Raw genomic sequence first — 17,117 nt, 5'->3', positions numbered from 1 at the left:
TTCGATCTGCATTTCCTGTGCCACAGAAATGAGAACTGAAATGAAATTCACTTTCCCCATTTTTGTCGCCTCACTAGCTCTTCTGGGTGCGTGTGCAGAGCGATACGACGCGGTCAGCTTCGTTGTACAGGGCGACGAAATCGTTGCTTCGGGGGCTATTGATCACACGACACTCAGCGCTTTTGAAGAAATCACTGCGGCCAATCCCGAGATTAAGACACTTGTACTGCAGAACATCGAAGGCTCGGTCGATGATGATGCAAATGTCGTTTTCAGCCGCGTTGTGCGAGACGAAGGGTTCGATACTGTGGTGCCCTCAAACGGCTTGGTCGCCTCTGGTGGCACCGATCTGTTCCTGGCAGGCAATCGTCGCACTCTGGAACCTGGCGCATGTGTCGGGGTTCATAGCTGGGGCGGCGGCGGATATGTGGCTGCCAACCTGCCCGAAAACCACCCCGAGCACGATCGCTATCTCGACTATTTCAATGATATTGGTGTCGACCCGGCCTTTTATTGGTTCACGCTTGATGCAGCGTCCGAGGACGAAATGCACTGGATGTCAGCAGAGGAAGCCAATCGCTTCAATATGGCGACGCGCAATTCCAAATCGTTGGGATCAACAGTGATTTGCGACGAGCGGTAGCCCCGCTCAACGTCGTAGATAGGTCTGCCAGATCCAGATCACCAGCAGAGCCCCCAGAACGGCACCCACAAAACCGGACAACCATCCTGCCAAGGTGATCAAAGCCCGCAACAGAAATCCGCCAACCAGTGCACCAACGATGCCAATCAACATGGTTGTGGGAATGTTGGCCTCGATCCGCATTAAACGGGTGGCTAGGAACCCTGCGGCGGCTCCGATGACGATCAGGGCGATGACAGGCATGTCACTTCCTCCAATGAGTCGGCACGATGATCAGCGCGCCGACGGATGACACAATAGCGTTCAATCCCGGGGACCCAAAAGCAAGGCTAAACCCGAACATCCTGCCAAACATGATCTGAGCAAAGAAAAACAGAAAGGCACCGCCGATACAAATGATGATAGATTGCAGATAGCCGTTTCGGGTAAACCCGGTTTTCTCCGCGAGGCTTCCAACGACGGCTGCGATTAACACCGTCCCCATCAAAGTCATGTACAAGTCTGTTATTCCTTCTAAATCCGACTTCCCTTGGCCACAGGCCAGCCCCGCAGAAAGGTTTCCTTATCCTGTGCGCCTTTGCCCGCCCGTTGCAGGCGCAACAGATCAACGGCACCCTCGCCGCAAGCTACTGTCAAGGCATCGTCCAGAGCTTCGCCGGGTACGCCCTGCCCCTCGGCCAGACGCGACGCCAGTAGTTTCACGCGGTCTCCGTCAATCTCGGTCCAGGCACCTGGGAACGGGGACAGACCGCGGATCTGCCGGTCCACCTCGGCTGCGGGCCGGGACCAGTCAATCCGTGCCTCTGATTTGTCGATCTTGGCGGCATAGGTCACACCGACCTCGGGCTGCGGCTCGGGCGTCAGATCCGGCAGGTCATGCAAAGCCTCAACGATCAGTTTGGAGCCCATTATCGACAGCCGGTCATGCAACTGGTCGGTGGTTTCCTCGATGCCGATATCGGTTGCTTCGCGCATAAGAACCGGGCCTGTGTCCAGACCGGCCTCCATCTGCATGATGCAGATACCGGTTTGCGCATCACCGGACATGATGGCCCGATGGATCGGGGCCGCCCCGCGCCAACGCGGCAACAGGCTGGCATGGATATTCAGACATCCCTGGGCAGGCGCGTCCAGAATGGGCTGCGGTAGGATCAGGCCATAAGCGACCACCACAGCCACATCTGCGTTCAGTGCAGCAAAGGCATCCTGTTCATCTGACGATTTCAGAGACACCGGATGGCGGACAGTCAGGCCTAACGCTTCGGCCCGTGCGTGAACCGGTGTCGGTCTGTCCTTTTTGCCCCGACCAGCCGGGCGCGGGGGCTGGCAATACACGGCGACGATATCATGCCCAGCTTCGACCAGCGCATCCAGAACCGGAACCGAAAAGTCGGGCGTACCCATGAATACAACGCGCATCTCTACCCCAGCTTTTTGGCTTTGCGCAGCAGCATGTCCCGTTTGACTTTGCTGAGCTGGTCGAAATACATCTTCCCGTTCAGATGGTCGATCTGGTGCTGTACGCTTGTGGCTTCGATCCCGACAAAATCGCGGCGATCCACCATGCCCTGCTCATTCAGAAACTTGACCGTCACTGCGCGCGGGCGCTTCACCTTGGCCGAAACACCAGGCAGGTTCGGGCTGGCCTCATCATGTTCGCGCAATTCGATTGAGCTGTGCAGGATTTCCGGGTTGGCCAGACGCACAGCCTTACCGCGTTCAGCCGAGCCGTCCACCACAGCCAGTCGCAACATCACGCCGATCTGCGGCGCGGCAAGGCCAACACCGGGCATCGCTTCCATCGTGTCGATCATGTCGTCCCAGATGGCACGGATTTCATCGGTGATCTCGGCGACGTCCTCCGCCTTGGTGCGCAGGCGTTTATCGGGCCATGGCAGGCAGGTGCGAGCGGTCATGCGCGGGCCTGCTCGCGCTTTAGTTTCTGCATCTTCCGCGTGATCATCTGCCGTTTCAGCGGCTTGAGATAGTCGATGAACAGCTTGCCGTTCAAATGGTCGATCTCATGCTGAACACAGGTCGCCCACAGGCCGTCGAATGTTTCCTGTTGCAAGTTCCCATCCTGGTCAATCCACGTGACATCAACCACTTTGGGGCGCGTGACTTCGGCGAATTGCTCGGGGATCGACAGGCAACCTTCCTCGTAGACATTGGTCTCATCGGACGAGGCGATAACCTCGGGGTTGAACATGATCAACGGACGCGGGGCTTCGCCCTCTTCCTTAATGCAGTCCAACACGATCAACCGATCCAGCACGCCGATCTGAGGCGCGGCCAGACCAACGCCAGGCGCGTCATACATCGTCTCCAGCATGTCGTCGGCCAGCTTGCGCAGCTCGTCGCTGATATCTGCCACAGGCGCGCAGACCTTTTTCAGGCGGGGGTCGGGATGGATCAGGATATTACGTTTCATGGGGTTGATTTAGGCCATCCCGCACTGCACCGCAACGCCCCCCTTGCACCCGCTGGAATTGTAGCTAGCTTTCGTCCGGACAGATGGAGCAGACATGACTTTCAACGACCTGATCGACCGCCGGGGAACCAACAGTTCAAAATGGGATAAGATGGAGCAAATCTACGGTGTGCCCCCGCAGGACGGGCTGGCCATGTGGACGGCAGATTCCGATTACCCAACAGCGCCTTGCGTAATTGATGCGGTTCGCAAAGCGGCTGACCATGGGGTCTTTGGGTATTCGTGGATTCACCCGGAATATCTGGCATCGATTCAGTGGTGGATGAAGAACCGCCATAGCTGGGACATCGACACCGATTGGGTGCTGACTTCACAGGGGTTAGGCAATGCGATCGCCCTGTCTCTGGATGTCTGGAGCGAACCCGGCGACGGCGTCGTCATCTTCAGCCCCGTCTACCATGAGTTTGCCCACAAGGTGAACAAATCGGGACGTCGCGTTGTCGAGTGCCCGCTAGTTCGCCAAGGCGAAACCTATGGCCTGGATCTGGACGACGCTCAGTCGCGTCTGGACGGGTCGGAAAAGCTGTTGCTGTGGTGCTCGCCGCAAAACCCCTCGGGCCGGGTGTGGACACCGGATGAACTGCGTGCCGTGGCCGCATTCGCCGAACGTAATGGGTTGATTTTGGTCTCGGATGAGATCCACCACGATCTGGTTTATCCTGGCAATACGTTCGTGCCGATGGATGTGGCTGCGCCGGATGCGCGGCCGTGGACCGTGACCCTGACTGCGGCGTCCAAGACATTTAACATCGCCGGTCAACGCACCGGTAACATGATCATTCCGGACCCCAAACTGCGCGCGGCCATGCGGCACCGCATTCAGACGCTGGACTATGACCCCAGCGCGTTGGGCGTGGCGATGATAACTGCCGCCTATTCGCCCGAGGGTGCGGCATGGGTTGACGAGCAGGTCGCGCATCTTGCGGGCAACTGCCAGGTCTTTGACGCAGCAATCGCCGAGATCCCTGGTCTGTGGTCCATGCCATTGCAGGCTACTTATCTGGCTTGGGTAGAATTCTCAGGAACCGGCATGACCCATGAAGAGTTTGTCCGCCGCCTGCGCGAAGATGCCAAAATCGCAACGTCCTCAGGCCCCGGTTTCGGCGCAGGTGGTGAGACCTTCGAACGGTTTAACTTGGCCACTCAGCGTGCACGGGTCGAAGAGGCATGCGCCCGGCTAAAGCATGCATTTGCTGATTTGCAGTGAACGAGGCGGCCAACGGCGATGTCGTTGGCCCTGCCCTCAATCCTTGTGCCCAAGCAACGCAATCGGCGCGTCCGGCGCGCGGTAGAAATCCAGCGGAGCCTTGTCGGCTGCGGCCGTGCTGCGTTTAAACTCGTACCGCATTTCGCCTGCTTCATCCTCATCCGCGATGATTAGGCATTGGTACAAGTGACTGACACCATCATAGATATCCACAAGCCCGCGCAGTTGAGGCGTGGTTTCGGCCTCAACTGTAAATCCGTCTTTCCACAATCGAAGAATCTTGTAGGTATTGTCGCCAATATCGACACGAAGGCGGCTGATCTTTTTCAATCCTGCGATTCGCGCCGCATCCAATTCGGCAGTAATTTCCTTTGAAACATAAGTACTCATAATAATATCTCCCCCGGCAGTGTATTCTATTGTGAGGCGCAAATTGTAAAAATCCAGTGAACCTGATCACAGTCAGCGCCGGGATTTCAATTTGTTGCACAGAAATCCCAATCCTTCCTGTGCGTATGCGCAGGAAGGATGCGCGCGCCCTCGCATAGGAACGCCCCATGTACCCGCCTATGTTTGGCGCAAACGCTTTTCGGAGGGCATGAGCAATGGGCCTGTTGGTCGACGGTAAATGGCACGACACTTGGTATGACACCAAATCCACGGGCGGCGCGTTCAAACGCAGCGCCGCGCAGTTTCGCAATTGGCTGACGGCAGATGGCAGCGCCGGACCATCGGGCAAGGGTGGCTTCAACGCTGAAACCGACCGCTACCACCTCTATGTCAGCCTGGCCTGTCCATGGGCGCACCGCACTCTGATCTTCAGGGAACTGAAAGGTTTGAACAAGCACGTCTCAGTCTCGGTGGTACATCCCGACATGCTGGACAAAGGCTGGACCTTCGAGACTGATGACTACGGCGCAACCGGGGACACACTGTACGGTCTGGGCTTTGCTCACCAGATTTACACCAAGGCCGACCCGACATATTCGGGTCGTGTCACAGTGCCGATCCTGTGGGACAAGAAACAGCAGACGATCGTTTCGAACGAAAGCTCGGAAATCATCCGCATGTTCAACTCGGCCTTTGACGGGATTACCGGCAACGCCGACGATTATTGGCCCGAAGCGATGCGCGATGAGATCGAAGAGGTGAATGCGCGCATCTATTCCAACGTCAACAACGGCGTCTACAAATCCGGCTTTGCCACCAGCCAACAAGCTTATGACGCCGCCGTGGACCCGCTGTTTGAAACGCTGGACTGGTTAGAGGATCGTTTGGCTTCAAAACGTTATCTGATGGGGGATCGCCTGACTGAGGCTGACTGGCGGTTGTTCACGACGCTGATCCGGTTCGATCCCGTCTATCATCTGCATTTCAAATGCAACCGGCGGCGACTGATCGATTACCCCAACCTGTGGGCTCATACGCGCGAGCTGTATCAATGGCCGGGCGTCGCTTCGACGGTGAACATGCACCACATCGTGCGCCACTATCACTATAGCCACGAAAGCATCAATCCGCATCGGATCATCCCGACCAACCCGGTTTTGGACTACATGGAACCGCACGGGCGTGGTCAGCGGCCCGCCGCGTAATGTTCAACCATCGCCGCCAGATCTTCTGGCGGCGTGCCGCTTTGCACATAAGCGCACGCGTTTGGACTGTGGGCAAAGATCGAACCGTCTGAAAAAAAGGTGGTGTTGGTAACAAAGATCACTCGCGCCTCGGGGCGGCGATAGCTGGCGAAATCAGCCACTGCCAACGCACTGCCATTTTCCAGCACCAGATCCAACACGATGATATCGAAATCCGTGCCATACAACGCAAGGATCGCAGCCTCTTGCCCGGCAACAAGCGTCACTTCGGCGCCTTGCCGTTCCAGATGTCTTTTCCAGACCCGACCAAGGTCGGGGTTACTCTCAACAATCAGTACATTCATTTGCAACAACCTCGGCACTTGGTAGAGTGTGCGGTGCCGACCCCCGTGGTTTGTGATCACGCTTATTCCTTAACAAAGTGTTAACGGTGCCGGTCAACCGGGCCGATCACGCGGATTTGCTTGTGTAAGCGGCAAAAATCCGCTTGAAGCACCGGAAACACGCAATTCCGACGAGAACACCGATGGCAAGCCCAAACGCAGATTTGAACCCCCGTGCCGTGCGCGACCATGGCGGCGGGCTGGACGGCGCTATCGCCCGGTTCGGCGGGGCACGCGACAATTGGCTGGACCTGTCCACCGGCATCAACCCACACCCGTATCCGGTGTCGGGACTGACCCCGTCGGATTGGGCCGCGCTGCCGGATCACGGTGCGTTTGAACGGCTGTCTGCCGCAGCACGCCAGTTCTGGTCTGTTCCAGATGGTGCCGCGATTCTGCCCGCGCCCGGAGCATCAGCAGTAATCGCCCGCATGCCTGCGCTTGCTGCGACGGGTCGGGTTCAGATCACAGCACCTACCTACAACGAACACGCGGCAGCTTTCGCCGCGCAGGGTTGGACAGTTGAATCGAACGGTCCAGCCGAGGCGCGCGTCCTTGTGCACCCGAATAATCCGGATGGACGTATCTGGTCCGAACAGAACGCCGATGCCCCGCTAACCGTGATTGATGAGAGTTTTTGTGACGTTTGCCCTGACGCATCCCTAATTCATCTGGCCGAGCAGCCAAGTGTGATCGTGTTGAAAAGTTTCGGCAAGTTCTGGGGTTTGGCCGGGCTACGTCTGGGATTTGCAATTGGCCGCCCTGATTTGATCTCAAAGCTGAACGATTTGACCGGGCCGTGGTCTGTCTCTGGCCCTGCCCTTCGGATCGGGGAACGGGCGCTGCGGGACACGGACTGGGCCAAAGCAACCCGTCAGCAGTTGGCGGCAGCGACAGAACAGCTAGACCGGATCATGACCGGCAAGGGGGCAAAACTGGTCGGCGGCACCACGTTGTTCCGCCTTTATGACGTCGACGATGCCGCCGCTTGGCAGGCCAAGCTGGCCCGCGCCCATATCTGGAGCCGCATATTCCCCTACTCAAACACTTATCTGCGCCTTGGCTTGCCGCCTGCAGACGGATGGCGTCAGCTTGAGGCCGCGTTGTGAGCACGGCTTTTCTGCTGGTTTGCGCCATGTGTCTGGACGCGGCGCTTGGAGAGCCAGATTGGATCTGGTCGCGCATTCGTCATCCGGCAGTGATGATCGGCACTGTCATCGGCTGGTTGGACCTGCGCCTGAACCGCGGAACGAATAGGCGCTTGAAAGGCGTGGCCATCGTGCTGCTGCTGATCTTTGGCGCAGTGATTCTGGGCCGCACGCTGACCTTGTTTGGGCCGGTGATCGAAATCGTCCTTGCCGCAATTCTGCTGGCACAGAAGTCACTGGTGACCCATGTGCGCGATGTCGGTGACGGGCTTCGCTCCTCCTTAACCGAGGGCCGCGCCAAAGTCGCCATGATCGTTTCGCGCGATACGCGGGACATGACCGACGCGCAGGTCGCGCGATCCGCTATTGAAAGCGCTGCAGAAAATCTCAGCGACGGCGTAATTGCGCCCGCGTTTTGGTTTCTGGTCGCGGGCCTGCCGGGGTTGCTGATCTACAAGGCGGTCAACACTGCCGATAGCATGATCGGCTACCGGTCGGAAAAGTACCGCGACTTCGGCTGGGCCGCGGCGCGTCTGGACGATTTGTTGAACCTCATTCCCGCCCGTCTGACCTGCGTGATGATCGTGGCGCTATCCGGTCAATGGGCGCGCTGGCCAGAAATGGTCGCGGATGCACGTCGCCATATCTCACCCAACGCCGGTTGGCCCGAGGCCGCGATGGCGCGCGCCTTAAACGTCGCCCTTGCCGGGCCGCGCAGCTATGACGGACAGGTCTGCGATCTGGCCTGGGTCAACGGTGATGCGCCACGTAACATCGGCGCGCCGGAGATTTTCCGCGCATGTGACATGCTTTGGCGGGTTTGGGGGCTTGCGCTGGGCCTCGTGTCGGTGTGGGTTGGGGTCAGCTTTATTTTCTGACGGACCCTAAAATGCGTTTACTCTCGGGCATCATTGCCGCCACCCTGCTCGCCTCTCCCGCCCTGGCCCAATGTGGCGGCGGGTTCAATTCCTTCGTGAAGGGTCTGAAGGCCGAGGCCGTTCAGCAAGGGTTCGATAAATCCACCGTGAACAGCTTTTTCAAAGGTGTTCAGCAGGACAGCGCGGTTCTAAAGGCAGATCGGGCGCAAGGCGTATTCCAAATACCGTTCATCGATTTTTCCCGCCGCCTGATCTCGCAGAACCGGATAGATCGCGGCAAATCCATGTCTCGCAAATACGATGCGGTGTTTGACCGGATTGAGCGGGAATATGGCGTGTCGCGCGGTGTACTGCTGGCATTCTGGGCGTTCGAGACCGACTATGGCGCGGTACAAGGTGACTTCAACACCCGCAACGCTCTGGTCACTCTGGCGCATGACTGCCGCCGTCCCGAGCTGTTCCGACCACAGGTTTTTGCGGCCATCGAGCTCTATAGCCAAGGGGATTTTGAACCCAACCGCACAACTGGTGCCTGGGCAGGTGAGATCGGCATGGTGCAGATGTTGCCCCGCGACATTCTGGAAAATGGCGTGGACGGGGATGGCGACGGCAAGGTCTCGCTAAAAACCTCAGCCCCGGATGCGCTGATGTCGGGCGGCAAGATGCTGTCGCGTCTGGGCTGGCGTCCGGGTGAACCCTGGCTGCAGGAGGTAACTGTTCCCACCCAGATGGACTGGTCCCTGTCCGGCCCCGGCAAGTCGCGGTCCGTATCCGAATGGCAGGCGATGGGCGTTCAAGCGCGCAGCGGATCTCTGGCCAATCTGCCCGCGTCGCTGATCCTGCCACAGGGTCGCAACGGCCCTGCATTCTTGGCCTACCCAAACTTTGACGTCTATTTCGAATGGAACCAGAGCTTTGTTTACGTCCTGACCGCCGCCTATTTCGGTACGCGGTTGGAGGGCGGCCAAATCTATGACGCAGGTTCCCCGCCACAAGGCCTGTCGGGCGCGCAAATGAAGCAGTTGCAGACCAAGCTACAAGCAAGCGGTTATGATGTTGGCAAGATCGACGGCATTCTGGGCGCGGGTACACGGGCTGCCGTTCAGGCCGAACAGGCACGGCTGGGGTTGCCCGCGGATGCGTGGCCAACAGCTGATTTGCTCAACCAGTTATGAGCCCCGATGCGTCCCGCACAGACGGGACGCATCCGGACGCAACACCACAGAGTTATGCAACCTCGGCGTGGTGATGCGGCGCTTTTGGTTCAAACGCGTGTGAAGTCAACGCCTTTCCCCGCGTTTCAATCGCCGTATTGGCAGGGATTTCAGTCCATTCGCCGCTATTCGCGTCCAAGGGTTCGGACGAAATAATGAACCCATCCTTACACGCCTTGTAGTGGAGGCTTGGGGCAAAGCGGTCCGAGGCATATCGGGCGGCAAAAAGGCGATCGCCGTCCGACCAACAAGCGGCAAAGCGAAGATATGGCATCGTTCCCCGGCGTCGTGACAGGTCTTCGACACGTTGGACTGCCCGCTCCATGGCGCCGATCGGATCGACATCCAGACCTTCGCCATGGGCAATCAGGAAAATCGCTTCGCTTTCGGTTGCGCCAAGCCGGTGGCTGTAGAGGTCAGGTGGGATCATCCCGTCCAGCTCCTGCCGGATACGGTCATGCCCTCCGGCCTGCCCATTATGCATAAAACTCCATTTTCCAACACCAAACGGGTGGCAGTTGTTCCGCGAGGTTGCGGTACCCGTTGATGCCCGCACATGGGCCAGAAAGAGATGCGACCGGGTGTGATGCGTAAGCTGTTTCAGGTTGGCATCCGACCAGGCGGGGTTAGTGTCCTTGTAAAAACAAGGCGTCTCACGTTCGGAATACCAGGCAAGGCCAAATCCGTCTGCATTGATCGGCGTCTTACCGATCAGAGCATTTCGGCTCTGAATTACAAGCGATTGCTCTTGGTTCAGAACCAATTCATCTAGATAACGCTTTGCGCCTGCCCAAGCCAGAAATCGGCACATCTGTTAGCCCCATTGAGTATGAATTTTTCAGAGCATACCACCGGCTCAGATAAGAAAACTCATCATTCTTCGCGGGTATTCGGTATTTTTTCGATCAAATGACAACGTAAAACGCGAATTTTAAATCAGCTAATGCCGTACTTGGATCCAATGCCTGATCGTCGAGGCGGCAACCAAACTCATTCAGGCCGGACCGGGTATCGGTCGCCTTTCTCGTCAATCAAAACTAGGCGCTTACCGCTGCGTACATAGAGATCGCAGCGGCTGAACCCGTTACGATACGCGATGCAGACACTGCCGTCGTCGGCAATGGAATATGTCCCAAACGCGGAATCCCCGCTGGCGTAGGTAAAGGAATAAGCCCCACCAGCCGAAAACTTAGACTGTCCGTCGTCATAGAAGGTCAGCGTTCGCCCCGCGAGGGCGTCCAGCTCGGCAGATGAAAGCGGGACATCTCCGGGTTTTGTTGGCCATTCTGCCGCCACAACCGGGCTGGCAGCCAACAAGGCAAAGATCAGATATCGGGTCATGCTGCCACCTTAACCCGCCACGCGGCGATTGAGGCATAACGTTGCAGTGAACGATCAGGCGACCATCTGTTCGGCCTTTTTCAGATCGACTGAAACCAACTGGCTGACGCCCTGTTCCTGCATAGTCACGCCAAACAGCCGGTCCATCCGCGCCATGGTCACCGCGTGGTGGGTGATGATCAGGAAGCGAGTGTCCGTCTGGCGGCACATTTCGTCCAGCAGGTCGCAGAAACGGGTGACGTTCGCGTCATCCAGTGGCGCGTCGACCTCATCCAGCACACAGATCGGCGCGGGGTTGGCGAGGAAGACGCCAAAGATCAGCGCGGTCGCCGTCAAGGTCTGCTCGCCGCCCGAAAGCAGGCTGAGGGTGGATAGCTTCTTGCCCGGTGGCTGGCACATGATTTCCAGCCCGGCATCCAGCGGATCGTCGCTTTCGACCATGACCAGATTCGCCTCACCGCCACCGAACAGGTGCTTAAACAGCATGGCAAAGTTCGAATTCACCTGCTCAAACGCGGTCAAAAGACGCTCACGGCCTTCCCGGTTAAGGCTGGCAATCCCACTGCGCAGGGCCTTGATCGCTTCTTCCAGATCAGCCTTTTCGGTGTTCAGCGTATCGAACTCTTCCTGAACTTCCTTGGCGTCTTCTTCGGCCCGCAGGTTCACCGCACCCATCGCGTCTCGCTGGCGCTTGTGGCGGTTTACTTCGGCCTCCAGCGCGTCGGCTGCAGGCATCTGGTCAGGGTTCACATCCAGTTGGTTCAGCAACTGGTTCGGCGTCAACTGCTGATCTTCAGCGATCCGCTCAGCAGCTGCCACGACGCTTTCTTTGGCTGCGTCACAGCGCGCCTCGGCCGCTGCACGGGATTCGCGGGCTTCAGACGCCAAACGTTCAGCTTCTCGCTCGGCCAGCACGACTTCGCGCTGCTGCGTCTCAGCCTCGGCAAGCTTGTCGGCGGCCTCGGCACGCCGGGCCTCGGCTGTCTCGATCAACTCGTTCAGTTCTTCGCGGGCTTCGGCGATCTCACCCGGGGCGGCCATCGCCTCAGACAGTTCTTCCTCAGAGCTTTCCTTGCGTTCGACCAATTCCGCGATACGTTTTTCTGCTGAATCCAACCGGTGCCGCCAGCCACTGAGGTCCTTGGTCACTTCCTGGGCCCGCCGGGTTCGTGCCTCGCCTTCACGGCGCAGCTCATCATGGGATGAGCGATGGGTCAGCATGGTGATCCGCGCGGCCTCAACCGTCTGTTTGATATCCTCGACCTGCGCGCGCGCGCTGTCGACGTCACCCAGGCCGGCCAGAGTGCCTTCGGCCTCGCGCAGTTGCGCGCGGGCAGACATGGCATCATCCTTGTGTCTGTCAACGGCAAGGGTAAGCGTTTCCAACCTGCCCTGCGCCAGATTGCGGTCAGCCTCGGCCCGGCTCAGCCCGCGCGCGGATTCTGCCATCCGCTGGTCGGCGGCGCGTCGAGCTTCGCGTGCGCGGCGGTCTGCCTCGGTGACATCCGCCAGTTGCTGCGACAGCGCCTCATGTGCCGCGCGGGCACCATCAGCCTGCGCTTCGGCGCGGGTAAGCTCCTGTTTCAGAGCTTCAAGCTTGTTGAGCTGCTCCAACCGCAAGGCTGCAGCGCTTGGCGCATCTTCGGCCCATGCCCGGAACCCGTCCCAACGCCACAAGTCACCTGAACGGGACACCAGACGCTGCCCCGGCTTTAATGAGGCTTGCAGCCGCGCGCCCTGATCCGCATCAACCAATCCGATCTGAGCGATCCGGCGGCTCAGACGGTCTGGGCCCGAGACATGCAACGCCAATGGTTCTGCCCCATCGGGCAGGGGCTGATCTGCATCGTAGCCTGACACCTGCACCCAGCCGGATGGTCCATCGGCATCGACCAACGGTGTACGCAGGTCGTCAGCCAGTGCCGCCCCCAGCGCCTTTTCATAGCCGGGCTCGACCCGCAGCAGATCCAAGACCTGCCCGCCTTCGGCCGTATCCCGTTCGACCAGCTTGGCCAAGGCGGATGTCTCGGCACGGATTGCGCCCAGTTCACCCTCGGCCTCAGACCGCTGGGCGCGCGCTTCGGCTTCTCTCGCTTGCGTTTCATTGCGCAGTTCGTCCGCTGCGGCCAGCGCTTCGTCGGCGGCCTCAGCGGCCTCGCGCGCTTCTTCCTCACCCTCTTGCGCTTCCTCAAACGCTTCGCTGGCGCGGGTCAAAGCATTGCGGGCTTCGTCTACCGCAGCACGGGCTTTCTCTTCTTCGCCTTCGGACCGGGTCAGCGTCTTGCGGCTGTCTTCGACCAAACGCTGAGCCGACTGGTGACGCGCCACAAGACGCGCCACATCTTCGGTTTCCTGCGACAGGTGATCTTCTCGATCTTGCAGCACGGATGCGGCTTCGCGCGCGATCTCGGCGGCCTCAGCCACTTTGTCGTCATGCCCATCTGCCGCTTTGGCCAGTTCGCGCGCTTCCCATTCCAGACGCTCAATCATCTGGCCCGCGTCCCGGTTCAGGCCGGTTTCGCGTTCGATATCGTTGGCCAATTGCTGAATTCGGTTGGTCAGCGTCTCGATCGTCTGACGCGCGCGGGTTTCCTGATCAGCCAGTTGGTCGCGCTGTACCTGCTGTCGTTGCAAGACGGCGGCGGCGATTGCCTCTTCCTCGCGCAGAGGCGGCAGAATTTCCTCGATTTCAGACCGCTTGGCGCTGGCGGCGCGGGCTTCGGCCTCCGCGCGCGACGCTTCGGTGATCCGCTCGCGCAAGACGTCTTCGGCCTGTTGGCGGGCCATGTCAGCCTCTTTCCAGCGGCGATAGAGCAGCATGCCTTCAGCCTGCCGTAGTTGCTCCCCAATCTCACGGTACCGTGCGGCCTGACGCGCCTGCCGCGCAAGCTGCCCCAATTGGGTGCCAAGCTGTTCAAGAACGTCATCCACACGGGTCAGGTTGGATTCGGTGCCCTTCAGCTTAAGCTCCGCCTCGTGGCGGCGCTGATAAAGGCCCGAGATACCGGCCGCCTCTTCCAGAATGCGGCGACGCGCGCGGGGCTTGGCGTTGATCAGCTCGGCGATGCGGTTCTGCCCCACCAGTGCAGGTGAATGCGCGCCGGTCGAGGCATCGGCAAAAAGCATCTGGACATCGCGCGCCCGAACATCTTTGCCGTTGGTCTTGTAAGCGCTGCCGACATCGCGGGTGATGCGACGCACAATTTCCAACTGATCGCTGTCGTTGAACCCCGAAGGTGCCAAACGTTCCGAGTTATCCATCGTCAGGACAACTTCGGCAAAATTGCGGGCCGGACGCGTTGCGGCCCCGGCAAAGATCACATCCTCCATCGCGCCACCGCGCATGGATTTGGGGCGGTTTTCACCCATTACCCAACGCAACGCTTCCAGAAGATTGGACTTGCCGCAGCCATTTGGGCCCACCACACCGGTCAACCCATCCGCGATAATCAGATCGGTCGGGTCAACAAAGCTTTTGAAGCCGGTGAGTTTAAGTTTGCTGAACCGCAAAGGCCGCTCGTCCCATGATTCCTATATCTGGAAGTCTGCGCAACCCATTGGGGGTGAGTCAACGGAGTAACGCAGGATATGGGATTTCACGCCAAGTTATCCACAATATCTTGCCAAAATACGCAAAAAAGCGCGTATCTCAGTAAGAAGCGCACTCAAAAACCTGATAGCCATAGTCTTCGTAGTAGCCATAGTCGATACATTCATAGGGACCGCGAAGAAGGCTGCCGAGAATCAGCTTTTCCCCCAATTCCCGGTCACAACCTAGAATGCCCACGGTGACCGCAGCGTCGCCCAGAACATCCAACAACGGGCAACCCGACACCTGTGCCATAGCCAGTGCGGCCCGGTCCCGAATGGGGTCAAGACGCGGAGCATATTGAGAGTTGATGCGTACAGCCTCGGCCAGTTGATCGCGGACCCGCACGTCAAACACACTGCCATTCACCGCAACGCGGGTCGCAGGCACATCGCGAAAGTGGGGCGTGCCAGCCGAACAAGCGGCCAGCACTAGGAGGGACAGATACCGGATCATGCCCGCAGCATTGCAGCATCAAGGTTAACAAAACCTTTCCGCCGATCAGGCGCGCAAAACCTCACCCAATCGGCGAATACCTTCGCGGATCGTATCCTCATCCGAGTTCGAGAAACTCAACCGGATCGTGTTGGTCCCGCTGCCGTCCGGGAAAAAGGCCCCACCCGGGACAAAGGCTACTTTGACCGTGTCCAGCGCCCGGGCTAACAGTTCGGCCCCGTTTGTACCGACCGGCAATGTCAACCACACGAACATGCCACCTTCCGGCTTGGTCCACTGCACGCCATCGGGCATATGGTCCTGCAACGCCTGCAACATGGCGTCGCGACGGGCACCGTAGACACGACGCAGCATCGGGATATGCGTGTCGAAACAAACCCGTGCCACCTGGTCAATGGCCATCTGGTTGATGGTTGCCGAATGCAGATCGGCAGCCTGTTTCATCAACACCAATTGAGAAATCACTGGCTTTGCCGCCACGACCCAACCAACCCGCAACCCCGGAGACAAGGTTTTCGAAAAGCTTCCACAATAGATCGTGCGGCAATCCTCAATCGACCCTTTGCACGCCAATTCCAGTGCCAGAACCGGGGGGATGGCATTACCGTCATAACGCAGGGCCTGATAGGCGCCATCCTCGATCACCGCACAGTTCAACTCATCCGCCAGATCCAGCAGCGCTTCCCGCCCCCGCAGATCCACGGTTTCGCCTGTCGGGTTGGCGAAATCGGGCGAGAGATAGGCAAATTTGACCGCGCCTTCGCCCGCTAACGCCGCGTATTCTGCCGCGCCCCGGTTGCCATTGATGCTGAGCCGGTCAAAACGTGGTTCATAAGCATTGAATGCAGCCAATGCGCCCAGGTAGGTCGGCCATCCGACCAGCGCAGTATCGCCCGGCGACAGATAGAGTTTACCCAGATAATCCAATGCCTGCTGCGAGCCTGACGTGATCAGGATGTTCTCAAGCCCGCATTCCACTCCGATTGAACGCATGTGGTCGACGAGCCATTCCCGCAGCGGGACGTAACCTTCGCTGACGGAATATTGTAGCGCCTGAGCCTGCTGGTCAAGCCCCAACGCAGCTTGAAAGGCGGCCGCGAACCCTTCGGCTGGAAACAACGCGGGATCGGGGATGCCGCCTGCAAAAGAGATGATCCCCGGCTGATCCAACAGCTTTAACAATTCGCGTATCTCAGACGCTTTCATCCGGGATGCCCGCGTGGCGAACAATTCGTGCGTAGACATGAGTCTCCTCCGCTCTCAGTCACGGCCAGCGTAGAGAGGAACATCACAAAGTCAACAATACTGACCTAATATTTTAAACCACGTGACCCCGCATTCTTGAACCTCGCCGCCATCCGTGGTCATATCATTTGACCAATTTCCGGAATGACGCCCGCATGCCATTTCAAAAAGTTCAGACCGAAAAGCTTTCAATCGCGGTAGTTCGCCAGATTGAACTGCTGATACTGCGCGGCATACTGCGCCCCGGCGAACGTCTGCCCGCCGAACGCGAATTGGCCGAGCGGCTGGGCGTATCCCGGCCGTCCCTGCGCGACGCGATCGCGGACCTGCAAAGCCAAGGGTTGCTGACAGCAAAAGCAGGATCCGGGATCTATGTGGCCGAGGTTCTGGGCTCAGCCTTCTCCCCGGCGCTGATCCGGCTGTTCGGCAGCCATGACGAGGCGGTGTTCGATTACCTCTCGTTCCGGCGCGACATGGAAGGGTTGGCGGCCGAACGCGCGGCCCGGTTGGGGTCGGACAGCGACCTGAAGGTGGTACAGACGATTTTTGCAAAGATGGAAGCCGCCCATACCAGCAATGCGACCGAAGATGAGGCGCAGCTGGACGCGCAATTCCACATGGCTATCATCGAGGCCAGCCATAATGTGGTCATGTTGCATATGATGCGGTCAATGTTCGATCTGTTGCGGCAAGGCGTGTTCTATAACCGCCAGATGATGTTCCAGCAGCAAACTACGCGCGAGGCCATCCTGGACCAGCACCGCGCCATCAACACCGCGCTTCAGGCACGCGACCCGGCCGCTGCCCGTGCCGCTGTCGACATGCACTTAACCTATGTCGAACAATGCCTTTGGGACGGGAAGAAGGCCGAACGCAACGAAGACATCGCCAAACAAAAATTGATGCACGAGGCCGAAGATTAGGCGG

General features: G+C 58.8%; 19 protein-coding genes. 7 read left to right on the top strand and 12 right to left on the bottom strand.

Annotated features, from left to right (window positions below; genetic code table 11):
* The first annotated feature begins 40 nt into the window (after window positions 1-40).
* Entirely contained in the window at window positions 41-643 is a 603-nt protein-coding gene (locus AC2FJE_RS10205) for a COG3904 family protein (protein ID WP_472724362.1), read from the top strand.
* A gap of 6 nt (window positions 644-649) precedes the next feature.
* Here the strand turns inward: AC2FJE_RS10205 and AC2FJE_RS10200 are convergent, their stop codons facing one another.
* The 5 genes from AC2FJE_RS10200 to def (AC2FJE_RS10180) are packed head-to-tail and all read right to left on the bottom strand — an operon-like array spanning window position 650 to window position 3,074.
* Complete coding sequence (locus AC2FJE_RS10200; RefSeq protein ID WP_496755553.1) at window positions 650-886, bottom strand: GlsB/YeaQ/YmgE family stress response membrane protein; 237 nt, start codon at window positions 884-886, stop codon at window positions 650-652.
* A gap of 1 nt (window position 887) precedes the next feature.
* Complete coding sequence (locus tag AC2FJE_RS10195) at window positions 888-1,142, bottom strand: hypothetical protein (RefSeq protein ID WP_282120846.1); 255 nt, start codon at window positions 1,140-1,142, stop codon at window positions 888-890.
* A gap of 14 nt (window positions 1,143-1,156) precedes the next feature.
* Entirely contained in the window at window positions 1,157-2,062 is a 906-nt protein-coding gene (fmt, locus tag AC2FJE_RS10190; protein ID WP_282120845.1) for a methionyl-tRNA formyltransferase, read from the bottom strand.
* Between the two features lie 2 nt (window positions 2,063-2,064).
* The gene (gene def / locus AC2FJE_RS10185; RefSeq protein ID WP_496755554.1) at window positions 2,065-2,559 is read right to left on the bottom strand and encodes a peptide deformylase; all 495 of its coding nucleotides are present in this window, start codon (window positions 2,557-2,559) and stop codon (window positions 2,065-2,067) included.
* Window positions 2,556-3,074 carry a peptide deformylase gene (gene def / locus AC2FJE_RS10180; protein ID WP_058278958.1) on the bottom strand — a complete coding sequence of 173 codons (519 nt, stop codon included), beginning with the start codon at window positions 3,072-3,074 and terminating at the stop codon, window positions 2,556-2,558. Before def (AC2FJE_RS10180) ends, def (AC2FJE_RS10185) begins: the two co-directional genes overlap by 4 nt.
* Before the next feature lie 94 nt (window positions 3,075-3,168).
* On the opposite strand from def (AC2FJE_RS10180), the gene AC2FJE_RS10175 reads away from it, so the two are divergent.
* Window positions 3,169-4,341, top strand: coding sequence for a MalY/PatB family protein (locus tag AC2FJE_RS10175; protein WP_108861293.1), 1,173 nt, complete (start codon window positions 3,169-3,171; stop codon window positions 4,339-4,341).
* A gap of 36 nt (window positions 4,342-4,377) precedes the next feature.
* Here AC2FJE_RS10175 and AC2FJE_RS10170 read toward each other — a convergent pair whose 3' ends face one another.
* Window positions 4,378-4,731: a hypothetical protein gene (locus AC2FJE_RS10170; protein ID WP_109312266.1), complete on the bottom strand. Its 354-nt coding sequence runs from the start codon at window positions 4,729-4,731 to the stop codon at window positions 4,378-4,380.
* A 215-nt stretch (window positions 4,732-4,946) separates the two neighbouring features.
* On the opposite strand from AC2FJE_RS10170, the gene AC2FJE_RS10165 reads away from it, so the two are divergent.
* Window positions 4,947-5,936 (top strand): glutathione S-transferase family protein, encoded by a 990-nt coding sequence (locus AC2FJE_RS10165; RefSeq protein ID WP_496755555.1) that lies wholly within the window; start codon window positions 4,947-4,949, stop codon window positions 5,934-5,936.
* Here the strand turns inward: AC2FJE_RS10165 and AC2FJE_RS10160 are convergent.
* Complete coding sequence (locus AC2FJE_RS10160; RefSeq protein WP_108861296.1) at window positions 5,918-6,280, bottom strand: response regulator transcription factor; 363 nt, start codon at window positions 6,278-6,280, stop codon at window positions 5,918-5,920. The two genes, AC2FJE_RS10165 and AC2FJE_RS10160, sit on opposite strands and share 19 nt — an antisense overlap.
* A gap of 182 nt (window positions 6,281-6,462) precedes the next feature.
* Between AC2FJE_RS10160 and cobD the strand changes: the two genes are divergently transcribed.
* The 3 genes from cobD to AC2FJE_RS10145 are packed head-to-tail and all read left to right on the top strand — an operon-like array spanning window position 6,463 to window position 9,520.
* The gene (gene cobD / locus AC2FJE_RS10155; protein WP_496723306.1) at window positions 6,463-7,428 is read left to right on the top strand and encodes a threonine-phosphate decarboxylase CobD; all 966 of its coding nucleotides are present in this window, start codon (window positions 6,463-6,465) and stop codon (window positions 7,426-7,428) included.
* Window positions 7,425-8,345, top strand: coding sequence for an adenosylcobinamide-phosphate synthase CbiB (gene cbiB / locus AC2FJE_RS10150; RefSeq protein ID WP_282169920.1), 921 nt, complete (start codon window positions 7,425-7,427; stop codon window positions 8,343-8,345). The genes cobD and cbiB overlap by 4 nt, the downstream gene beginning before the upstream one ends.
* Before the next feature lie 11 nt (window positions 8,346-8,356).
* Entirely contained in the window at window positions 8,357-9,520 is a 1,164-nt protein-coding gene (locus AC2FJE_RS10145; protein ID WP_496760914.1) for a lytic murein transglycosylase, read from the top strand.
* 52 nt (window positions 9,521-9,572) lie between these two features.
* Here the strand turns inward: AC2FJE_RS10145 and AC2FJE_RS10140 are convergent, their stop codons facing one another.
* The 5 genes from AC2FJE_RS10140 to AC2FJE_RS10120 all read right to left on the bottom strand — a co-directional run bounded on the left by AC2FJE_RS10140 (window position 9,573) and on the right by AC2FJE_RS10120 (window position 16,190).
* Entirely contained in the window at window positions 9,573-10,370 is a 798-nt protein-coding gene (locus AC2FJE_RS10140; RefSeq protein WP_496755557.1) for a class II glutamine amidotransferase, read from the bottom strand.
* Window positions 10,371-10,549: 179 nt separating this feature from the next.
* On the bottom strand, window positions 10,550-10,900 hold the full coding sequence (locus AC2FJE_RS10135) for a hypothetical protein (RefSeq protein ID WP_058273303.1): 351 nt from the start codon (window positions 10,898-10,900) through the stop codon (window positions 10,550-10,552).
* Between the two features lie 54 nt (window positions 10,901-10,954).
* Entirely contained in the window at window positions 10,955-14,410 is a 3,456-nt protein-coding gene (locus AC2FJE_RS10130) for a chromosome segregation SMC family protein (protein ID WP_496755558.1), read from the bottom strand.
* Between the two features lie 139 nt (window positions 14,411-14,549).
* Window positions 14,550-14,945 carry a hypothetical protein gene (locus tag AC2FJE_RS10125; RefSeq protein ID WP_282153166.1) on the bottom strand — a complete coding sequence of 132 codons (396 nt, stop codon included), beginning with the start codon at window positions 14,943-14,945 and terminating at the stop codon, window positions 14,550-14,552.
* 45 nt (window positions 14,946-14,990) lie between these two features.
* Window positions 14,991-16,190: an aminotransferase-like domain-containing protein gene (locus AC2FJE_RS10120; RefSeq protein WP_496755559.1), complete on the bottom strand. Its 1,200-nt coding sequence runs from the start codon at window positions 16,188-16,190 to the stop codon at window positions 14,991-14,993.
* Window positions 16,191-16,345: 155 nt separating this feature from the next.
* Between AC2FJE_RS10120 and AC2FJE_RS10115 the strand changes: the two genes are divergently transcribed.
* Window positions 16,346-17,113: an FCD domain-containing protein gene (locus AC2FJE_RS10115; RefSeq protein WP_058278970.1), complete on the top strand. Its 768-nt coding sequence runs from the start codon at window positions 16,346-16,348 to the stop codon at window positions 17,111-17,113.
* The last annotated feature ends 4 nt before the right edge of the window (window positions 17,114-17,117 follow it).

The sequence above is a fragment of the Ruegeria sp. CDSC002 genome (assembly GCF_059610905.1).
This window is presented reverse-complemented; position numbering and strand designations above follow the sequence as displayed.

Bases quoted from the DNA above. Each gene is read 5' to 3' on its own strand.
- AC2FJE_RS10170 (WP_109312266.1), bottom strand. From the start codon at position 4,731: ATGAGTACTTATGTTTCAAAGGAAATTACTGCCGAATTGGATGCGGCG.
- def (WP_496755554.1), bottom strand. From the start codon at position 2,559: ATGACCGCTCGCACCTGCCTGCCATGGCCCGATAAACGCCTGCGCACC.
- AC2FJE_RS10140 (WP_496755557.1), bottom strand. From the start codon at position 10,370: ATGTGCCGATTTCTGGCTTGGGCAGGCGCAAAGCGTTATCTAGATGAA.
- AC2FJE_RS10115 (WP_058278970.1), top strand. From the start codon at position 16,346: ATGCCATTTCAAAAAGTTCAGACCGAAAAGCTTTCAATCGCGGTAGTT.
- def (WP_058278958.1), bottom strand. From the start codon at position 3,074: ATGAAACGTAATATCCTGATCCATCCCGACCCCCGCCTGAAAAAGGTC.
- AC2FJE_RS10135 (WP_058273303.1), bottom strand. From the start codon at position 10,900: ATGACCCGATATCTGATCTTTGCCTTGTTGGCTGCCAGCCCGGTTGTG.
- AC2FJE_RS10205 (WP_472724362.1), top strand. From the start codon at position 41: ATGAAATTCACTTTCCCCATTTTTGTCGCCTCACTAGCTCTTCTGGGT.
- fmt (WP_282120845.1), bottom strand. From the start codon at position 2,062: ATGCGCGTTGTATTCATGGGTACGCCCGACTTTTCGGTTCCGGTTCTG.
- cobD (WP_496723306.1), top strand. From the start codon at position 6,463: ATGGCAAGCCCAAACGCAGATTTGAACCCCCGTGCCGTGCGCGACCAT.
- AC2FJE_RS10175 (WP_108861293.1), top strand. From the start codon at position 3,169: ATGACTTTCAACGACCTGATCGACCGCCGGGGAACCAACAGTTCAAAA.
- AC2FJE_RS10125 (WP_282153166.1), bottom strand. From the start codon at position 14,945: ATGATCCGGTATCTGTCCCTCCTAGTGCTGGCCGCTTGTTCGGCTGGC.
- AC2FJE_RS10200 (WP_496755553.1), bottom strand. From the start codon at position 886: ATGCCTGTCATCGCCCTGATCGTCATCGGAGCCGCCGCAGGGTTCCTA.
- AC2FJE_RS10160 (WP_108861296.1), bottom strand. From the start codon at position 6,280: ATGAATGTACTGATTGTTGAGAGTAACCCCGACCTTGGTCGGGTCTGG.
- AC2FJE_RS10120 (WP_496755559.1), bottom strand. From the start codon at position 16,190: ATGTCTACGCACGAATTGTTCGCCACGCGGGCATCCCGGATGAAAGCG.
- AC2FJE_RS10165 (WP_496755555.1), top strand. From the start codon at position 4,947: ATGGGCCTGTTGGTCGACGGTAAATGGCACGACACTTGGTATGACACC.
- AC2FJE_RS10145 (WP_496760914.1), top strand. From the start codon at position 8,357: ATGCGTTTACTCTCGGGCATCATTGCCGCCACCCTGCTCGCCTCTCCC.